The organism is Saccharothrix sp. BKS2 (assembly GCF_047689505.1).
Classification (GTDB): Bacteria; Actinomycetota; Actinomycetes; order Mycobacteriales; family Pseudonocardiaceae; genus Actinosynnema; species Actinosynnema lopnurensis.
Window position 1 is genome coordinate 331,211 of sequence record NZ_JAUQOL010000003.1, and the last position, 14,437, is coordinate 345,647.

The 14,437-nt window shown below is 71.9% G+C and carries 15 protein-coding genes; 11 read left to right on the forward strand and 4 right to left on the reverse strand.

Translation table 11 applies throughout. The annotated features are described in order from the left end of the window. Positions 1 to 17: 17 nt before the first annotated feature. The 5 genes from Q5530_RS07135 to Q5530_RS07155 all read left to right on the forward strand — a co-directional run bounded on the left by Q5530_RS07135 (position 18) and on the right by Q5530_RS07155 (position 3,617). Positions 18 to 617, forward strand: coding sequence for a hypothetical protein (locus Q5530_RS07135; RefSeq protein ID WP_415361442.1), 600 nt, complete (start codon positions 18 to 20; stop codon positions 615 to 617). Then, a complete protein-coding gene (locus Q5530_RS07140; protein ID WP_415361443.1) occupies positions 614 to 1,462 on the forward strand; it encodes a hypothetical protein in 849 nt (282 codons plus the stop codon). The genes Q5530_RS07135 and Q5530_RS07140 overlap by 4 nt, the downstream gene beginning before the upstream one ends. A gap of 4 nt (positions 1,463 to 1,466) precedes the next feature. After that, positions 1,467 to 2,342 carry an ABC transporter ATP-binding protein gene (locus tag Q5530_RS07145; protein ID WP_415361444.1) on the forward strand — a complete coding sequence of 292 codons (876 nt, stop codon included), beginning with the start codon at positions 1,467 to 1,469 and terminating at the stop codon, positions 2,340 to 2,342. Between the two features lie 6 nt (positions 2,343 to 2,348). Then, on the forward strand, positions 2,349 to 2,771 hold the full coding sequence (locus tag Q5530_RS07150) for a DUF2511 domain-containing protein (RefSeq protein ID WP_415361445.1): 423 nt from the start codon (positions 2,349 to 2,351) through the stop codon (positions 2,769 to 2,771). A 177-nt stretch (positions 2,772 to 2,948) separates the two neighbouring features. Beyond that, a complete protein-coding gene (locus Q5530_RS07155; RefSeq protein ID WP_415361446.1) occupies positions 2,949 to 3,617 on the forward strand; it encodes a hypothetical protein in 669 nt (222 codons plus the stop codon). A gap of 379 nt (positions 3,618 to 3,996) precedes the next feature. Here Q5530_RS07155 and Q5530_RS07160 read toward each other — a convergent pair whose 3' ends face one another. Next, positions 3,997 to 4,857, reverse strand: coding sequence for a hypothetical protein (locus Q5530_RS07160; protein ID WP_415361447.1), 861 nt, complete (start codon positions 4,855 to 4,857; stop codon positions 3,997 to 3,999). Positions 4,858 to 4,867: 10 nt separating this feature from the next. Then, positions 4,868 to 5,368, reverse strand: a complete 501-nt coding sequence (locus tag Q5530_RS07165; RefSeq protein WP_415361448.1) for a papain-like cysteine protease family protein — start codon at positions 5,366 to 5,368, stop codon at positions 4,868 to 4,870. A 503-nt stretch (positions 5,369 to 5,871) separates the two neighbouring features. Here Q5530_RS07165 and Q5530_RS07170 point away from each other — a divergent pair. Continuing rightward, positions 5,872 to 6,975, forward strand: coding sequence for a pectate lyase family protein (locus Q5530_RS07170; protein WP_415361450.1), 1,104 nt, complete (start codon positions 5,872 to 5,874; stop codon positions 6,973 to 6,975). A gap of 236 nt (positions 6,976 to 7,211) precedes the next feature. Here Q5530_RS07170 and Q5530_RS07175 read toward each other — a convergent pair whose 3' ends face one another. Further along, on the reverse strand, positions 7,212 to 7,757 hold the full coding sequence (locus Q5530_RS07175; protein WP_415361451.1) for a hypothetical protein: 546 nt from the start codon (positions 7,755 to 7,757) through the stop codon (positions 7,212 to 7,214). Positions 7,758 to 8,278: 521 nt separating this feature from the next. On the opposite strand from Q5530_RS07175, the gene Q5530_RS07180 reads away from it, so the two are divergent. The 5 genes from Q5530_RS07180 to Q5530_RS07200 all read left to right on the forward strand — a co-directional run bounded on the left by Q5530_RS07180 (position 8,279) and on the right by Q5530_RS07200 (position 12,879). After that, positions 8,279 to 9,319: an iron-siderophore ABC transporter substrate-binding protein gene (locus tag Q5530_RS07180; RefSeq protein WP_415361452.1), complete on the forward strand. Its 1,041-nt coding sequence runs from the start codon at positions 8,279 to 8,281 to the stop codon at positions 9,317 to 9,319. After that, entirely contained in the window at positions 9,316 to 10,359 is a 1,044-nt protein-coding gene (locus Q5530_RS07185; RefSeq protein ID WP_415361453.1) for a FecCD family ABC transporter permease, read from the forward strand. The genes Q5530_RS07180 and Q5530_RS07185 overlap by 4 nt, the downstream gene beginning before the upstream one ends. Then, positions 10,356 to 11,408 (forward strand): FecCD family ABC transporter permease, encoded by a 1,053-nt coding sequence (locus tag Q5530_RS07190; protein WP_415361454.1) that lies wholly within the window; start codon positions 10,356 to 10,358, stop codon positions 11,406 to 11,408. Before Q5530_RS07185 ends, Q5530_RS07190 begins: the two co-directional genes overlap by 4 nt. Further along, positions 11,405 to 12,217 carry an ABC transporter ATP-binding protein gene (locus Q5530_RS07195; RefSeq protein WP_415361455.1) on the forward strand — a complete coding sequence of 271 codons (813 nt, stop codon included), beginning with the start codon at positions 11,405 to 11,407 and terminating at the stop codon, positions 12,215 to 12,217. Before Q5530_RS07190 ends, Q5530_RS07195 begins: the two co-directional genes overlap by 4 nt. A gap of 110 nt (positions 12,218 to 12,327) precedes the next feature. Further along, positions 12,328 to 12,879: a carboxymuconolactone decarboxylase family protein gene (locus Q5530_RS07200; RefSeq protein ID WP_415361456.1), complete on the forward strand. Its 552-nt coding sequence runs from the start codon at positions 12,328 to 12,330 to the stop codon at positions 12,877 to 12,879. Here the strand turns inward: Q5530_RS07200 and Q5530_RS07205 are convergent. After that, a complete protein-coding gene (locus Q5530_RS07205) occupies positions 12,861 to 14,267 on the reverse strand; it encodes an amino acid permease (RefSeq protein WP_415361457.1) in 1,407 nt (468 codons plus the stop codon). The genes Q5530_RS07200 and Q5530_RS07205 overlap by 19 nt on opposite strands. Between the last annotated feature and the right edge of the window lie 170 nt (positions 14,268 to 14,437).

Here is a 14,437-nt window from a genome sequence, read left to right on the forward strand (position 1 = left end):
GCGGCTACGTACTCGGTGTGACCGGTTCGCGGCTGTGGCGGTACGAGGCGAGGCGCGTGGGCGTGCCGGCGCTGCTGGTGTCGCCCGTGTTCGCCGTCGTCCTCCTGCTGTTGCGGCTGGGGTTGCTGCCCGAGGGCTACGTCGGCGGCTGGTTGGTGCAGGCGGTGCCCGCGCTCGTGGCGGGGATGGCGGCGACGGCCGCCGCGGTGGAGCGCTCCGCCGAGCTCCAGCTGACGATGCCGACCCCGTTCCGCACCACCATCAGCAGGCGGCTCGTGCTGGTCGGCGCGACCGCGGTGTTGAGCTCGCTCGCGCTGATCGCCTGGCTGACCGCGGCGGGCGTGGTGCGCGCCCCGGTCACCGAGTACCTGCTGGTGTGCTCGTTCGCCACGATGCTCGCGGCCGTCGGCTGCTGGTCCACGCTGGCGCTGAGGTCGGTGGCCGGCGCCTCCGCGGTGGTGCTCGCGGCTTGGCTGGGCACCCTGCTCGTCCTGGACCGGGTGGTCACGCCCCCGCTGGCGCGTTCGATCGTGTTGCTGGTGCTGGCCGCCGTGCTGTTCACCAACGTCCTGCGGCTGTCGGCGGACGGCGAAGACCTGATCGGAGCGGGCGAATGACAGCTTTGCCGGGGGTGCGGGTCCAGCCGAGCGGGCGCCACGTGCTGACCTCCCTGCGCGGTTCGGTGCGGTACGAGGTCCGGATGGCGCTGAGGGGCAGGGTGATCTGGCTGTCCCTGGTCCCGTTGACCCTGCTGGCCCTGCTGCTCGCCGTGGTGTCGCCCGCCATGGGTGAACTCGGGCCGAAGGGCCGGGTCGGCTACACGGTGATCGTGGTGAACACCTTCGCCACGCTGGGGATCGGCGTCTTCCTGTCGGGCAGGCTCGCGCAGCACCACCACCCGGCCCTGGCGGAACTGCTGAACACCACACCCAGCGGCGTGACCACCCGGATGACCGGTGTGCTCACCGGGGCGCTAGCGGTCGCCGTGCTCCCGCTCGCCTGCGTGCTCGCGTTGGTCGGGGTCTTCGAAGGTCTTCGCGCCGGCAGCCCCGTGCCCGTCGCCGCCGGGCTGCTCGGTGTGCTCGTGGTCATCCTGCCCGCGGCGGTCGTCATCACCACCTTCGCGACCCTGCTCGGGCTGCTGCTGCCGGTGGCGCTCGCCAGGGTGCTGGTGGTGGCGGCCTGGTTCTGGGCGACGCACCTCGACCCGGGCCTGGTGCCGCTTCCCGGTCCGACGGGAACGGTCCTCTCACCGCTGGGCGGGTATCCCGCGGCAGTGTGGTTGGACGGCGACGGGGTCTTCGCCGACCGCGGGTCGACGGGCGTGCTGAGCCCCTTGCCGGACAGCGGCAGCGCGGTGCTGAACGTGGTGCTGGTGCTGGTGCTCGCGGCGTTGTTCTTCGTGCTCGCCCGATGTGCGATCGAACTGCGGACCCGGCAACGGGGAAAGGAAACGGGTTGACCGGATGGAGATCGTCATCGATCAGCTGAGCAAGGTCTACCGCGGGGGCAAGCACGCGCTCGCCGGGGTCGACCTGCGCGTCGGCGCGGGCATGACCGGGTTGCTCGGCCCGAACGGCGCCGGCAAGACCACCCTGATGCGCATCCTGACCGGGGTGCTGCGGCCGACCGGCGGGCGCGTGCTCGTCGGCGACCACGACCTCGCCACGTCGGCCGGTCGCACAGCGGTCAAGCGGATGCTCGGCTACCTGCCGCAGGAGCTGGCGCTCTACCCCGACCTGACCGGACGTGAGTTCCTGGACTACATCGCGTTGCTGAAAGGCGTCGACGACAAGCGGGCCAGACGTGCGCAGGTCGACGCGCTGCTGGCCGAGGTGGGTCTGGAAGAACACGCGCAACGCAGGGTGGGTGCGTACTCCGGCGGCATGAAACGGCGGCTCGGCATCGCGCAGGCGCTGCTCGGCGATCCCCGACTGATCATCGTGGACGAGCCGACCAGCGGGCTCGACCCCCACGAACGGATGCGCTTCCGCGCGCTGCTGGCCAGGGTCGGCCGCAACCGGATCATGATCCTGTCCACGCACATCCTCGACGACGTGGCGCAGAGCTGCCCCCGCGTGTGCGTGCTGAACTCCGGGCACGTGGTCTACCACGGGTCCACCACCGGGCTCACCGAGGCGGCGGTCGGCCGCACCTACGTGCTGCGCACCGAGGCCCCGCCCCTGTCCGCGACCGTGGTGAACGCGGTGGCGACCCCGGAGGGCACCGAGTACAGGCTGGTCGGTGGCGAGTTGCCGCCGGGTGCCCGAGTCGTGCCGCCGTCCCTCGAGGACGGCTACGTCGCACTCCTCGAATCCAGCGAACCGACACCGACGAGGTAGGAACCGATGAGCCTGTCCGGCACCCGTTCGACCGTCCGTCCCCGCACCCCGAACGCGACACAGGCCGCGTTGCTCGCCCTGTGCGCGGCGACCCTGGCCGCGGTCGCCGGCTGCGGTGCGGGTTCGAGCGACCCCGCGTCGACCTCCCCGGTGCCGTTGCCGGCACCGACGGGAAATCGACAAGAGGTTTCGCAAGCCAACCTCGGCTACTTGTGGCCGGTGAACGTCGATCACGGTACGATTGAGTGCCGCAACGGAGAACAAGCCGTGTTCATCGACCCCGACGGCCAGGCATTCGCGCTCAACGACAAAGCGGCGGAAGCAGGCGTTCCCGGTATCGAGCCGCTGCGGATCGAGGGGAGCCAGGGGGACAAGATAAGCCTCGGCGCACTGCTGGGTCACGCGCTCGACCTGTGCGGGGAGAGCTGACCCCGAATTTATTCCCCCTGGGTCCACCAGGCGCATGGTCTTCCGCGACGTGCGCGACTCCTGCTCGTTCTTGGAGCGTTGTCGGCAGTCCCGCTTCACACACATGGGGCCTTGAAGTGCGAGGACGGCTTGCGCTAGCTTGCCCGTGGGGGAAGTTCCACGCAATGGAGGGGGGCCATGGTGGATCCAACCATGCGCGCGACAACAATCCTGGCCCACTTGGGGCTGGAAGGATGTCTGACCGGGAACCGCATTTTTTGGGTCAATGCGGGAATTGATCTCAACTTCACCGAGCCTTCGGCGTTGTTCACCTCCGAGGGCACGCCCATCCTGGTTCCCGCGGTCAGCGAGCCCGACGTGGACCTGATCTGGTCCATCCGTCGGCGGCTCTGCCTGGTGCCGATCGGGGCCGTGGTGGACGACATCAGCGGTCACCAGACCTACGTCGCCATCAGGGCGGGGGCGACGAGCGTGCTCAACCTGCGGCTGCCGTGGGACAGACAGGTGGAGGCCCTGCGTGCCGTGTGGGCGGACCGCCCGCCGGAGGTCGGTTCGGTGACGGGTTCCTGCTCGGCGAGACCGCGGGGCGGGCAGGGCGGTCCGTCGTTCAGGGCCGACGCGCAGGACCAGGAAACACAGGCCCTGATCCACCTGCTCTGTGGCTCGAACAGCATCTCGACCATAGCGCGTCAGTTCTACTGCTCCGAGCGTTCCATGTACCGACGGATTCGCCGCTTGTACGAGAGCGCCGGGGTGTCCGGCAGGTCGGAACTGCGCTCGCGGATGGCGGGTCGCACAAGACCTGCCCTGTCCCTGGCGCCCGGATTGTTGAACCGCACGTCCTGAACTGCTGTCGGATGGGATCTCGGGGCGTTGCGGGGGACAACGCCCCGAGATCCGGGAATGGCGCGCGCACCGCCGGGGCGTGCCGGGGCGGAAAACCCCCCGTCGCGTCCGCGTCGGTTCCACGGCCGCGATCGTCCAGCGGTGGATCACCACGGTCCGGTGGGTATTCTTTCGAGAGCGTCGGTGCCGGAAGTCGTCCTCGCTTCCTCGACCTGTTCGGGACACCCAGTACGTAGCGGTGCGCACCGGGTGGGTTCACGACCCGATTCCGATGACCCGGTACGACCGCTCCACGCCTCGGCGCCGGCGGTCGCCGACCGGGCAGACGGCTTCGCCCCGGCACCGGCCGGATGCCGGGTGCCGGGGCGGAGGGGCCGGTTCAGCCGGTGGTGGCGCGCCGGCGGCGGAAGAGCAGGACAGCGCCGCCCGCGAGCGCGAGGGCCGTGCCGGAACCGCCGATCAGCAGGGGTGCCGAGGACGTCGCGTCCCCGGGCTCCCGGGCGGTGCCGTAGCCGCTGGACATGCCCCGCGTGTCGTAGTCCGACCCGGGCAGCTTGTCGGCGTAGCGGGCCTTGACCAGCTTCTGGTACTCGCTCAGCGACACCGACGACTGGCCGCCCAGGGCTTCGCGCGCCTGGTCGTTGAGCGGCTTGACCGTGAGGAGCCTCAGCTCGTACCAGCCGCGGATCTGCGGCTCGCTGAACACCAGCGACCCCACACCGGCCTTGGCGGCGTACGCGGCGTCGCTGTCGCCCTCGCGCACCGCCGCCAGGTGCCAGCCGCCGCCCTGCGTCGGGGCGAGGATGACGGTGGCCTGGCGGTTGTTGATGGTGACGCTCAGCGAAGACACCAGGTAGCTGAGCCTGACCGCCTCGACGGCGACCGGCGGGGAGGTGCCCGCGACGAAGCCCGGCGTGATCTCGTTGAGCGCCAGCGGGTCCTTGATCGTGAAGGTCGGCATGCCCTCGCACGGCTCGGCCTTGTCCGGGATCGTCTGCGGTGTCTCCGAACCGCCCTGCGGCACCGGCGCGGCCAGGAAGCGGCAGACGGCGTTGAGGGCGGCGGTCGACTTCACCGCGTCGAGGGCGGCCTGGTAGTCGGGGATGTCCGGGAGCGGGTCCTCGGCCGCGCGGCCGGCACCGGGGGTGGACAGCAGGACCGACGCGCCCAGGGCCAGGACGGCGGTCAGCCGGGAGAGGCGTGAGGCCGTCCGCACACCGGGTGTTCGTGTTTCGCGCATGTCGCCTGCCTCAACGGGAGATGCCGATCCGGGAGTGGGTCCACTTGAACGAGTTGTTGTTGACGTAGTCGTTGTAGTTCCACCAGGTGTAGGTGGCGGTGTCCGGCCACGGGTCGGCCACGGCGATGGTGTTGTTCGCGGTGTCGAAGCCGTAGACCACGTTCATGTGGCCCCCGCCCGAGGTCCACCCGATGCGCGCGCCGAGGGGGCGGGCGGCCTTGACGTCGGTGTAGACCTGGTTGAACGAGGCCGCGCTGTTCAGGCCGGAGCCGGGGTGGGCCATGCCGAGGCTGTTCCAGCCCTTGGCCATGTCGTCGAGCGTGGCGGGCTGGTTGTTGCAGCCGTAGTAGGGCTGGGCCCGGGTGCAGAAGTCCGCCTGCGTGCTGCCGAGGCCGTGGTACTTGGCGATCGTCAGCCCCGAGGCGACCCAGCACCACTGGGTCTTCTCCTGCTTGTACATGGCGATGTTGTCGTACCCGGCTTCCGCCTGGGCCGTGCCTCCGACGGCCACGAGCAACCCCGAAACCGCCAGTGCGACGGCCGATGCCGCGGCCGTGAACCTGGATCTGCCCATCTTCCTGCCTTCCCGTGTGTGCCGTGAGTTCCGGACTACCTGTCAGGAACATGACAGCGCGAAATTCCGGCGCCACCCAGGGGCGGTGCGGAAAATACGCCCTCAAGGCAGCGCGACACTCTTCACGGTGGCGGTGCCGGCCTTGATCGTGACCCTCGGCTTTCGCCTGCCGAACCGCCTGGGTGGCCGGAACACCACGGGGTGAGTGCCACCGCTCCCTGTTGATCAGCAGGACGTGGCCGGGGCGCGGTGGGCGGAAGGAGCGCCGGGTTCACGTACCGGAACTTCGCAGTCGTTGTGCACATTCGTGAACAAGCTGTCGCTGATTGACACGGCCGACATCGGCACCTAGCGTTAGGCAAGCGCTTTCCAAGCTGTGCCGGAACTGGTTCCGAACGAATTCGACAGCCTTCCCACCCTTCGACGACGCAGGAGAAGGAATGAAGAGATCAGTCGCACGGCGAATCCCCGCGGCCGCGGCCGCGCTGGTCGCCGCGACCTCGGCCGGCGTGGTCCTGGCGATGCCACCGGCGTCGGCGGCGGCCGGTGCCGCGACCGGCTACGCGTCCCAGAACGGCGGGACCACCGGCGGTCAGGGCGGGGCGACGGTTCGCGCCACCTCCGGGACCCAGATCCACCAGGCCCTGTGCGGCCGGGCCGGCAGCAGCACGCCGATCACCATCGAGGTCGAGGGCCGGATCAACCACGGCAACACCACCAAGGTCTCGGGCGACAGCTGCGAGACCGCCGCCGGCGTGATCGAGCTCAAGCGGATCAGCAACGTCACGATCATCGGCGTCGGCAGCGGGGCCGTGTTCGACCAGCTCGGCATCCACATCCGCGAGTCGCGCAACATCATCATCCGGAACGTGACGATCCAGAACGTCAAGAAGTCGGGTTCACCCACCTCGAACGGCGGTGACGCCATCGGGATGGAGAAGAACGTCCGCAACGTCTGGGTGGACCACGCCACCCTGCTGGCCTCGGGCGGCGAGTCGGAGGGTTTCGACGGCCTGTTCGACATGAAGGACAACACCCAGTACGTGACCCTGTCCTACAGCACCCTGCGCAATTCCGGCCGCGGCGGTCTGGTGGGTTCGAGCGAGAGCGACACCTCGAACGGGTTCGTCACCTACCACCACAACCTGTACCAGAACATCGATTCCCGCACCCCTTTGCTGCGGGGCGGTATCGGCCACATGTACAACAACCACTACGTGGACGTCCACGAGTCCGGGATCAACTCCCGGGCCGGGGCGAAGGCCAAGGTGGAGAACAACTACTTCAAGGACGTCCACGACGCCCTGGGGACCTTCTACACCGACGAGGCCGGGTACTGGCAGGTCAGCGGGAACACCTTCGACAACGTGACCTGGTCGGCCCCCGACGAGGAGACCAACCCCGCCGGCCCCAACCCCACGTCCACCACCTCGGTCGGCATCCCCTACAGCTACCGGCTCGACCAGGCGAACTGCGTGCCGGGCATCGTCAGCCGCACGGCGGGCGCCAACACGGGCATGAGGGAGTCCGACGGCACCTGCTAGGCGCGAGTCCACCGGTCCGGAGCCGACGGACCGGTGCCAACGGACCAGATCGTGGACCGGGCCTGCGCGGTGATCGACACGGCCACCGCGCGGGCCGCGCGGGCAGCAGCCGCAGCGGGTGGAGAACGCGCTCTACCCGCCGGGTCTGGACAGCCGCCGCGCGGGCCGCCGCGGTGAGAGAGCCCGCTCGACGTGCCGGGGCGGCTCATCCCCGGTCCACCGGGTACCGGAGCGGCTCACCCGGTCGCGCGCCCCGTGGCCACCACGATGGCGTCGGCCACCAGCGCCAGGGTCCTGGTGATGCTGTAGGGGTCGCGGTCGAGGTCGTACAGCACCTCGCGCACCGGCATGATCGACCGGGCGCTCCCGGGCGTCGCCGCGGCGTCCAGGGCGGCCTGGAGCACCGGGCACACCCGTTCGACGGCGGCGGCCATGCGGTCGGCGAGGGTGATGTGGCCGGCGTCGGGCACGGCGACGCCGTCGGCGCGGGCCCACTGCGACGAGGCCAGCAGCACGGTGACCGCGTCCTCCCTGGTGGGCACCAGGGCCGCCAGGTCGACCCCGCCCGCGGGGGTGCGCGGCAGGTCCGGGTGGGCCAGGTGCAGGTGCCGCAGGAGCAGGGCCACCAGGTCGGCCAGGCCGTCGAGTCCGTGCGCCTCACCCAGGGCGCGCACCCACTCCTCGTCGTCCCGCCCGCCCTCGCGCAGGGCCAGGACGAAATCGGACGCCGCCTCTTCCAGCGACGCCCAATACCGGTCGGTGCCGCGCACCGGTGCCGTCATGTTCACTCCTGCTCTCCGTGGGGACCTCCGGGAAAACCGAATGCCCTCGGAACCCGGGACGCCAAACCACACCCGACGGAGAAAACCGGCTCCCCGGACCCGCCACCGACCGGTCCCCTCGGCCGGCGGCGGCGCGTCACAGGGGCGGTACCTGCACGATCGTGGACCCCGCCGCCCGTCCGCGACTCCGACGACGGTCACCGCCGGGGTGGTGACCGCTCCTCAACATCACTCGATCGAGACAACCGGGTCCACGTCCGGGAGAGGCGGCACGAGCCGTCGCCGGACCTCCGCACGAGCCGTCGCCGACCCGCCGGCGGACGATCGCCAACCCCCCGGCGGACGGCGGTCGCACCCCGCGACCGACCGGACACAGATCCGGTACCGACGGGTTCCAGATCACAGTGGACAGACCTACCGAACCGCGATCACGGTCCTTTAGCTTAGGCAAGGCTAAGCACACCTCAGGCTCGTGATCGTCTCGACAGCCGGTGCCTGGCCTCGACGAAAGGGGTTCGCCCGTGCGTTCACGCCGCCTGCGGGTGGGGGCCGTCGCCGCCGTCGCCGCGATGGCGCTCAGCGCCTGTTCCTCCCCGAGCGAGAACGGCGGTGAGGACGCCGGCGCCGGCCCGACCCCCGCCGGGGACTCGTTCCCGGTCACGATCGAGCACGCGCTCGGGTCGACCACGATCCCGGAGAAGCCCGAGCGGGTCGCCACCGTCGCCTGGGCCAACCACGAGGTGCCGCTCGCGCTGGGCATCGTGCCCGTGGGCATGGCCAAGGCCAACTTCGGCGACGACGACGGCGACGGGTTGCTGCCCTGGGTCTCGGAGAAGCTCGAGGAGCTCGGCGCGCCCACCCCGGTGCTGTTCGACGAGACCGACGGCATCGACTTCGAGGCGGTGGCCGACACCCGCCCGGACGTCATCCTCGCCCCCTACTCGGGGCTGACGCAGGAGGACTACGACACCCTCAGCGACATCGCCCCCGTGGTCGCCTACCCGAAGACGGCGTGGGCCACCCCGTGGCGCGACAGCATCACGGCCGGCAGCAAGGCGCTCGGCCGCTCCGCCGACGGCGAGAAGATGATCGCCGACATCGAGCGGCAGATCGAGGACGTCGCCGGGAAGTACCCGCAGCTGCGGGGCAAGTCGACGATGTTCATGACGCACTTCGACACCACGGACCTGAGCCAGATCGGCTTCTACACCACGCACGACACCCGCGCGATGTTCTTCGAGGACCTCGGCATGACCACGCCGGGCAGCATCGCCGGGGCGTCGGCGACCACCGACAAGTTCAGCCTGCGCCACAGCACCGAGCAGATCGACGCCTTCGACGACGTGGACATCGTGGTCGGCTACGGCGACGAGGAGGTGGGCCGCGCGCTGGCCGCCAACCCGCTGCTGTCCAAGATGCGCGCGGTGGCCAACGGCTCGGTCGTCATGCTGTCCGGCTCCTCCCCCGCGGGCACCGCGGCCAACCCGACGCCGATGTCGGTGTCGTGGGTGCTGGACGAGTACGCGGGCCGGCTCGCGGCCGCCGCCGACAAGGTCAAGTGACCACGTCGACCGACCGGCCCGTCCCGGGCGCCGCCACCGCGCGGCACCCGGGGCGGGCCCGCGCCTGGTGGCTGCTCGCCGTCCTGGTCGCCCTGCTCGCGGCCGTGGTCGCGTCGGTGGTGGCCGGGGCGCGCGACGTCGCGGTGGCCGACGTCCTGGCCGGCGTGCGCGGGGTGGAGGGCACCCTGGCCCAGGCGGCCGTCGCGCAGCGCGTCCCGCGCACCGTGCTGGCCGCGCTGGTCGGCGCGGCGCTGGGGCTGGCCGGCGCGGTCATGCAGGGCGTGACCCGCAACCCGCTGGCCGATCCGGGCATCCTGGGCGTGAACATGGGCGCCTCGCTGGCCGTGGTGACCGGCATGGTGTCCTTCGGGCTGGTCAGCGCCACCTCCCACATCTGGGTGGCCATCCTCGGCGCGGCGGCGGCCGCGGTGTTCGTCTACGCCGTCGGCTCCCTGGGGCGCGGCGGGCCCACCCCGCTCAAGCTCGCCCTCGCGGGCGCGGTCACCTCGGCCGCCCTGACCTCGCTGATCAACGCGGTCGTCCTGGCGCGCAACGACGTCGCGGCCACCTTCCGGTCCTGGCAGATCGGCGGGGTCGGCGGCGCCTCCTTCGACCGGATCGGGCAGGTGCTGCCCTTCCTGGTGGCCGGCGCGGTCGTGTGCGCGCTCACGGCGCGCGGGCTGAACTCGCTGGCGCTGGGCGACGACCTGGCCGCCGGGCTCGGCGAACGGGTCGTGCTCACCCGCCTCGGCGCGTTCGCCGGCGCGGTCGTGCTGTGCGGGGCGGCCACCGCGGTCGCCGGGCCCATCGGGTTCGTCGGCCTGGTGGTCCCGCACCTGTTCAGGTTGCTGATCGGGGTCGACCACCGCCGGCTGCTGCCCTTCTCCGCGCTGGGCGGCGCGGTGCTGCTGACCGCCGCCGACGTCGTCGGCCGCCTGGTGACCCGGCCCGAGGAGGTCGACGTCGGCATCATCACCGCGCTCGTCGGGGCGCCGTTCTTCATCTGGATCGTCCGCCGGCAGAAGGTCCGCTCCCTGTGAACACCACGGCCACCGCCACCCCCGCGACCGTCGCCCTGGTGGTCCGCACGAGGACGCGCCGGGCCCGCCGCCGCCGCGCCGTGATCGCGGTGCTCACCGCGCTGGTCCTGGTGGCCGCGTCGGTGTCGCTCATGGTCGGCCAGCGGTTCTACCCGCCCGGCGACGTCATCGCCGTCGTCCTGGGCGAGCAGGTGCCCGGGGCGTCGTTCACCGTCGGCCGCCTGCGGCTGCCGCGCACCGTGCTGGCGGCGCTGGTCGGGCTCTGCTTCGGCCTGGGCGGCGTGACCTTCCAGACCATGCTGCGCAATCCGCTGGCCAGCCCGGACGTCATCGGCATCAGCGCCGGCGCGAGCGCGGCCGCCGCGTTCGCCATCGTCTCGCTCTCGCTGTCCGGTCCCGCCGTCGAGGTCTTCGCCATCGTCGCCGGGCTCGGCGTCGCGCTGCTGATCTACCTGCTGTCGCACCGGGGCGGGGTGGCGGGCACCCGGCTGGTCCTGATCGGCATCGGCATCTCCGCGATGCTGGACAGCACCATCAACTGGGTGCTCAACGGCGCCGGCGAGTGGGACCTCCAACAGGCGCTGCGGTGGCTGACCGGCAGCCTCAACGGCACCGCCTGGTCCGACGTCGTGCCGGTGCTGGGCGCCGTGGTCGTCCTCGGTCCGCTGCTGCTGGCCCAGACCCGCGCGCTGGCCACCATGCAACTCGGCGACGACGCCGCCTCGGCGCTGGGCGTCCGCCTCGACCCCACCAGGATCGCGGTGATCGTCTCCGCGGTCGGGCTGATCTCGTTCGCGACCGCGGCCACCGGGCCGATCGCCTTCGTCGCGTTCCTGTCCGGCCCCATCGCGGCCAGGCTCGTCGGGCCCAGCGGGTCGCTGGTGCTCCCGGCGGCGCTGGTCGGCGCGCTGCTGGTGCTCGTGGCCGACTTCGCCGGCCAGTTCCTGCTGGGCGCGCGCTACCCCGTCGGCGTGGTCACCGGCGTGCTCGGCGCCCCCTACCTGATCTACCTCATCATCCGCACCAACCGCGCCGGAGGCTCGCTGTGACCGCCACCCACACCCTCGCGGTGGAGCAGCTGACCATCGGCTACGGCGACCGCACCGTCATCACCTCGCTGGACCTGGTGGTGCCGCCCGGCGGGATCACCGCGATCGTCGGCGCGAACGCCTGCGGCAAGTCCACCCTGCTGCGCTCGATGTCCCGGCTGCTCACCCCGAGGGCGGGCCGCGTCCTGCTCAACGGCGAGCAGGTGCACCGGATGCCCGCCAAGGAGCTGGCCCGCACCATGGGCCTGCTCCCCCAGTCGCCGCTGGCGCCCGAGGGCATCACGGTCACCGAGCTGGTCGGCCGGGGCCGCCACCCGCACCAGGGCGTGCTGTCCCGCTGGAGCCGGGAGGACGACCTGGCCGTGGCCGCCGCGCTGGAGGCGACCGGGACCGCGGACCTGGCCGACCGCGCCGTGGACGAGCTGTCCGGCGGCCAGCGCCAACGCGTCTGGATCGCGATGGTGCTGGCCCAGCAGACCGACCTGCTCCTGCTGGACGAGCCGACCACGTTCCTGGACGTCAGCCACCAGATCGAGGTGCTGGACCTGCTCACCGACCTCAACCGCTCGCGCGGCACGACCATCGTCATGGTGCTGCACGACCTGAACCTGGCCGCCCGCTACGCCGACCACCTCATCGCCCTGGCCCGCGGCGGTCTGCACGCGACCGGCACCGCCGAGCAGGTCCTCACCGCCGAGACCGTGCGCGCCACCTTCGGCCTGGACTGCCGGGTGATCACCGACCCCGTCTCCGGCAGGCCGCTCATGCTCCCGGTGGGCAGGCACCACACCCGGGAGGGCACCGCCTGAACCGCGCGTCGTCGTCACCGGTCCGGGCGCGGTCCGGGCGGCGATCGGCGTTGCGGGACCACGCAGTCGGCCGGTCCACGCCGCGAACGGCGACGGCTAGCGTGGCGGTCATGGCGCACATCGATCTGGGCGTGGACGAGACGCGGTTCCCCGGCATCACCGGCCCCATGAAGTTCCGGTCCGAGACGGCGAAACCGCTCAACGAACTGGCCGAAGTCCTGCTTCGGGCACCGCACTCGATGCCCGCGGGCGAGCGCGAGCTGATCGCCGCGTACGTGTCCGGGCTCAACGACTGCGACTTCTGCTGCAACTCCCACTCCGCTTTCGCCGCCGCGCAGCTCGACGAGGGCCTGCCGCTGGTGCAGCGGGTGCGCGCGGACCTCGACACCGCGCCGATCCCGGACAAGCTGAAGGCGCTGCTGCGGATCGCGGGCGCGGTGCAGCGCTCCGGCCGCGAGGTCACCGCCGAGATGGTGGACGCGGCGCGGGCGCAGGGCGCCAGCGACGTCGAGATCCACGACACCGTGCTGATCGCGGCGGCGTTCTGCATGTTCAACCGGTACGTCGACGGCCTGGCGACGTTCGCGCCGGAGGGCCCGGAGGGCTACTACGTCGAGTCCGCGCGGCGGATCGTCGAGCACGGTTACACCGAGTCGTTGTAGTCGCCCGCCACCCGGCGTTCCCGGGCCGCGCGGCGGGCCCGGACCAGCGGGTAGGACGCCAGCACCAGCAGCACGAACGGCACGCCGACCTGCCAGGCCGGGCCGAACGCCGCGGTGAAGGCCGAGGCGACCAGCACCAGCACCACGTACACCACGCTCAGCACCGAGGTCACCGGCGCGCCCGGCAACCGGACCGCCGACGGCGGCAGGTCCGCGCGGGCGCGCCGGAACGCCCGGTGGCCGACGAAGATGAGCAGCCAGGCCGTCATACCGCTGAACATGGCGATGCCCAGCAGCACCGGGAACGCCGTGCCGGGCGACAGGGCCGCCGCGACCGCGGCGACGGCCAGGCCGACGGTCGAGGCGAGCACCGCGTTCACCGGGCTGCCCCGGCCGGTCACCGAGGCCAGCCGGCGCGGCGCGTAGCCGTCCAGGGCCAGGGAGTGCAGGGTGCGGGACGCGAGGTAGAGGGTGGTGTTGGCGGCGGACAGCGCGGCGGTGAGGATGACGAGGTTCATCAGCCCCGCGGCCGCCGGGACGCCGAGGGTGGTGAACAGCCGCACGAACGGGCTCTCCTCCACCCCCTCGGCCGCCGCCGCCTCGGTCCACGGCACGATCGCCACGATGATGCCGGTGGCCAGCACGTAGAACAGCGCCAGCCGCAGCACCACCCGCCGGGCCGCGCGCGGGATGTCGCGGGCCGGGTCGCGCGACTCGGCGGCGGTCATCGCCACCGACTCCACGCCGCCGTAGCTGAACGTCGCCACGGTGATCGCCAGCACCACGCCGGTCAGCCCGTTGGGGGCGAAGCCGCCGTGGTCGGTCCACGCCGACAGCCCGACCGCGTCCCGCCCCGGCAGCCCGAACACCACGTAGAGCCCGCCGAGCACCAGGAAGACGACCAGCGCCGTCACCTTGATCATCGCGAACCAGTACTCGACCTCGCCGAACAACCGCACGGCGGCGAAGTTGACCACCAGGATGAGCAGCGAGAACAGGCACACCGCCGCCCACAGCGGCACCTGCGGCCACCAGTACCGGACGTAGAGGCCGGCCGCGACCACCTCACCGCCGACCGTGATCACCTGCGTCGCCCAGTAGCACCACCGCTGGACGTAGCCGGTGAGCGGCCCGGCGTACCGCGCGACGACCGCGCCGAACCCGCCGGCTCCCGGGTGCGCCACGACCATCTCGGCCACCGCGTAGGCGACCGCCACCGCCGCCAGCGCGCCGACCAGGTAGACCAGCACCACGGCGGGGCCCGCCAGGGAGATGGCCAGGCCGGCGCCGAGGAACAGGCCGGTGCCGATGGTGCCGCCCAGCGAGATCATGCCGATCTGGCGGCTCGACAACTGCCGGAGCAGGCCACCGCTCTCGTCGTCCGGCACGGCGCTCCCCTCGTTCCCGGCCGCGGGCGGGCCGCACGCGGGCAGCGAGACGGTGCCGGCCGCGCCGCGGTGGCCGCCATCCCCCGTCGGGTCGCCTATACGGCCGGCCGAAGGGTGCGGGTGTGACGCCCCGGATCGCCGGTCGCGGTTCGTGGGGGGAAATGCGTATC

Bases quoted from the DNA above. Each gene is read 5' to 3' on its own strand.
- Q5530_RS07160 (WP_415361447.1), bottom strand. From the start codon at position 4,857: ATGCGCGAAACACGAACACCCGGTGTGCGGACGGCCTCACGCCTCTCC.
- Q5530_RS07150 (WP_415361445.1), top strand. From the start codon at position 2,349: ATGAGCCTGTCCGGCACCCGTTCGACCGTCCGTCCCCGCACCCCGAAC.
- Q5530_RS07140 (WP_415361443.1), top strand. From the start codon at position 614: ATGACAGCTTTGCCGGGGGTGCGGGTCCAGCCGAGCGGGCGCCACGTG.
- Q5530_RS07200 (WP_415361456.1), top strand. From the start codon at position 12,328: ATGGCGCACATCGATCTGGGCGTGGACGAGACGCGGTTCCCCGGCATC.
- Q5530_RS07155 (WP_415361446.1), top strand. From the start codon at position 2,949: ATGGTGGATCCAACCATGCGCGCGACAACAATCCTGGCCCACTTGGGG.
- Q5530_RS07145 (WP_415361444.1), top strand. From the start codon at position 1,467: ATGGAGATCGTCATCGATCAGCTGAGCAAGGTCTACCGCGGGGGCAAG.
- Q5530_RS07175 (WP_415361451.1), bottom strand. From the start codon at position 7,757: ATGACGGCACCGGTGCGCGGCACCGACCGGTATTGGGCGTCGCTGGAA.
- Q5530_RS07170 (WP_415361450.1), top strand. From the start codon at position 5,872: ATGAAGAGATCAGTCGCACGGCGAATCCCCGCGGCCGCGGCCGCGCTG.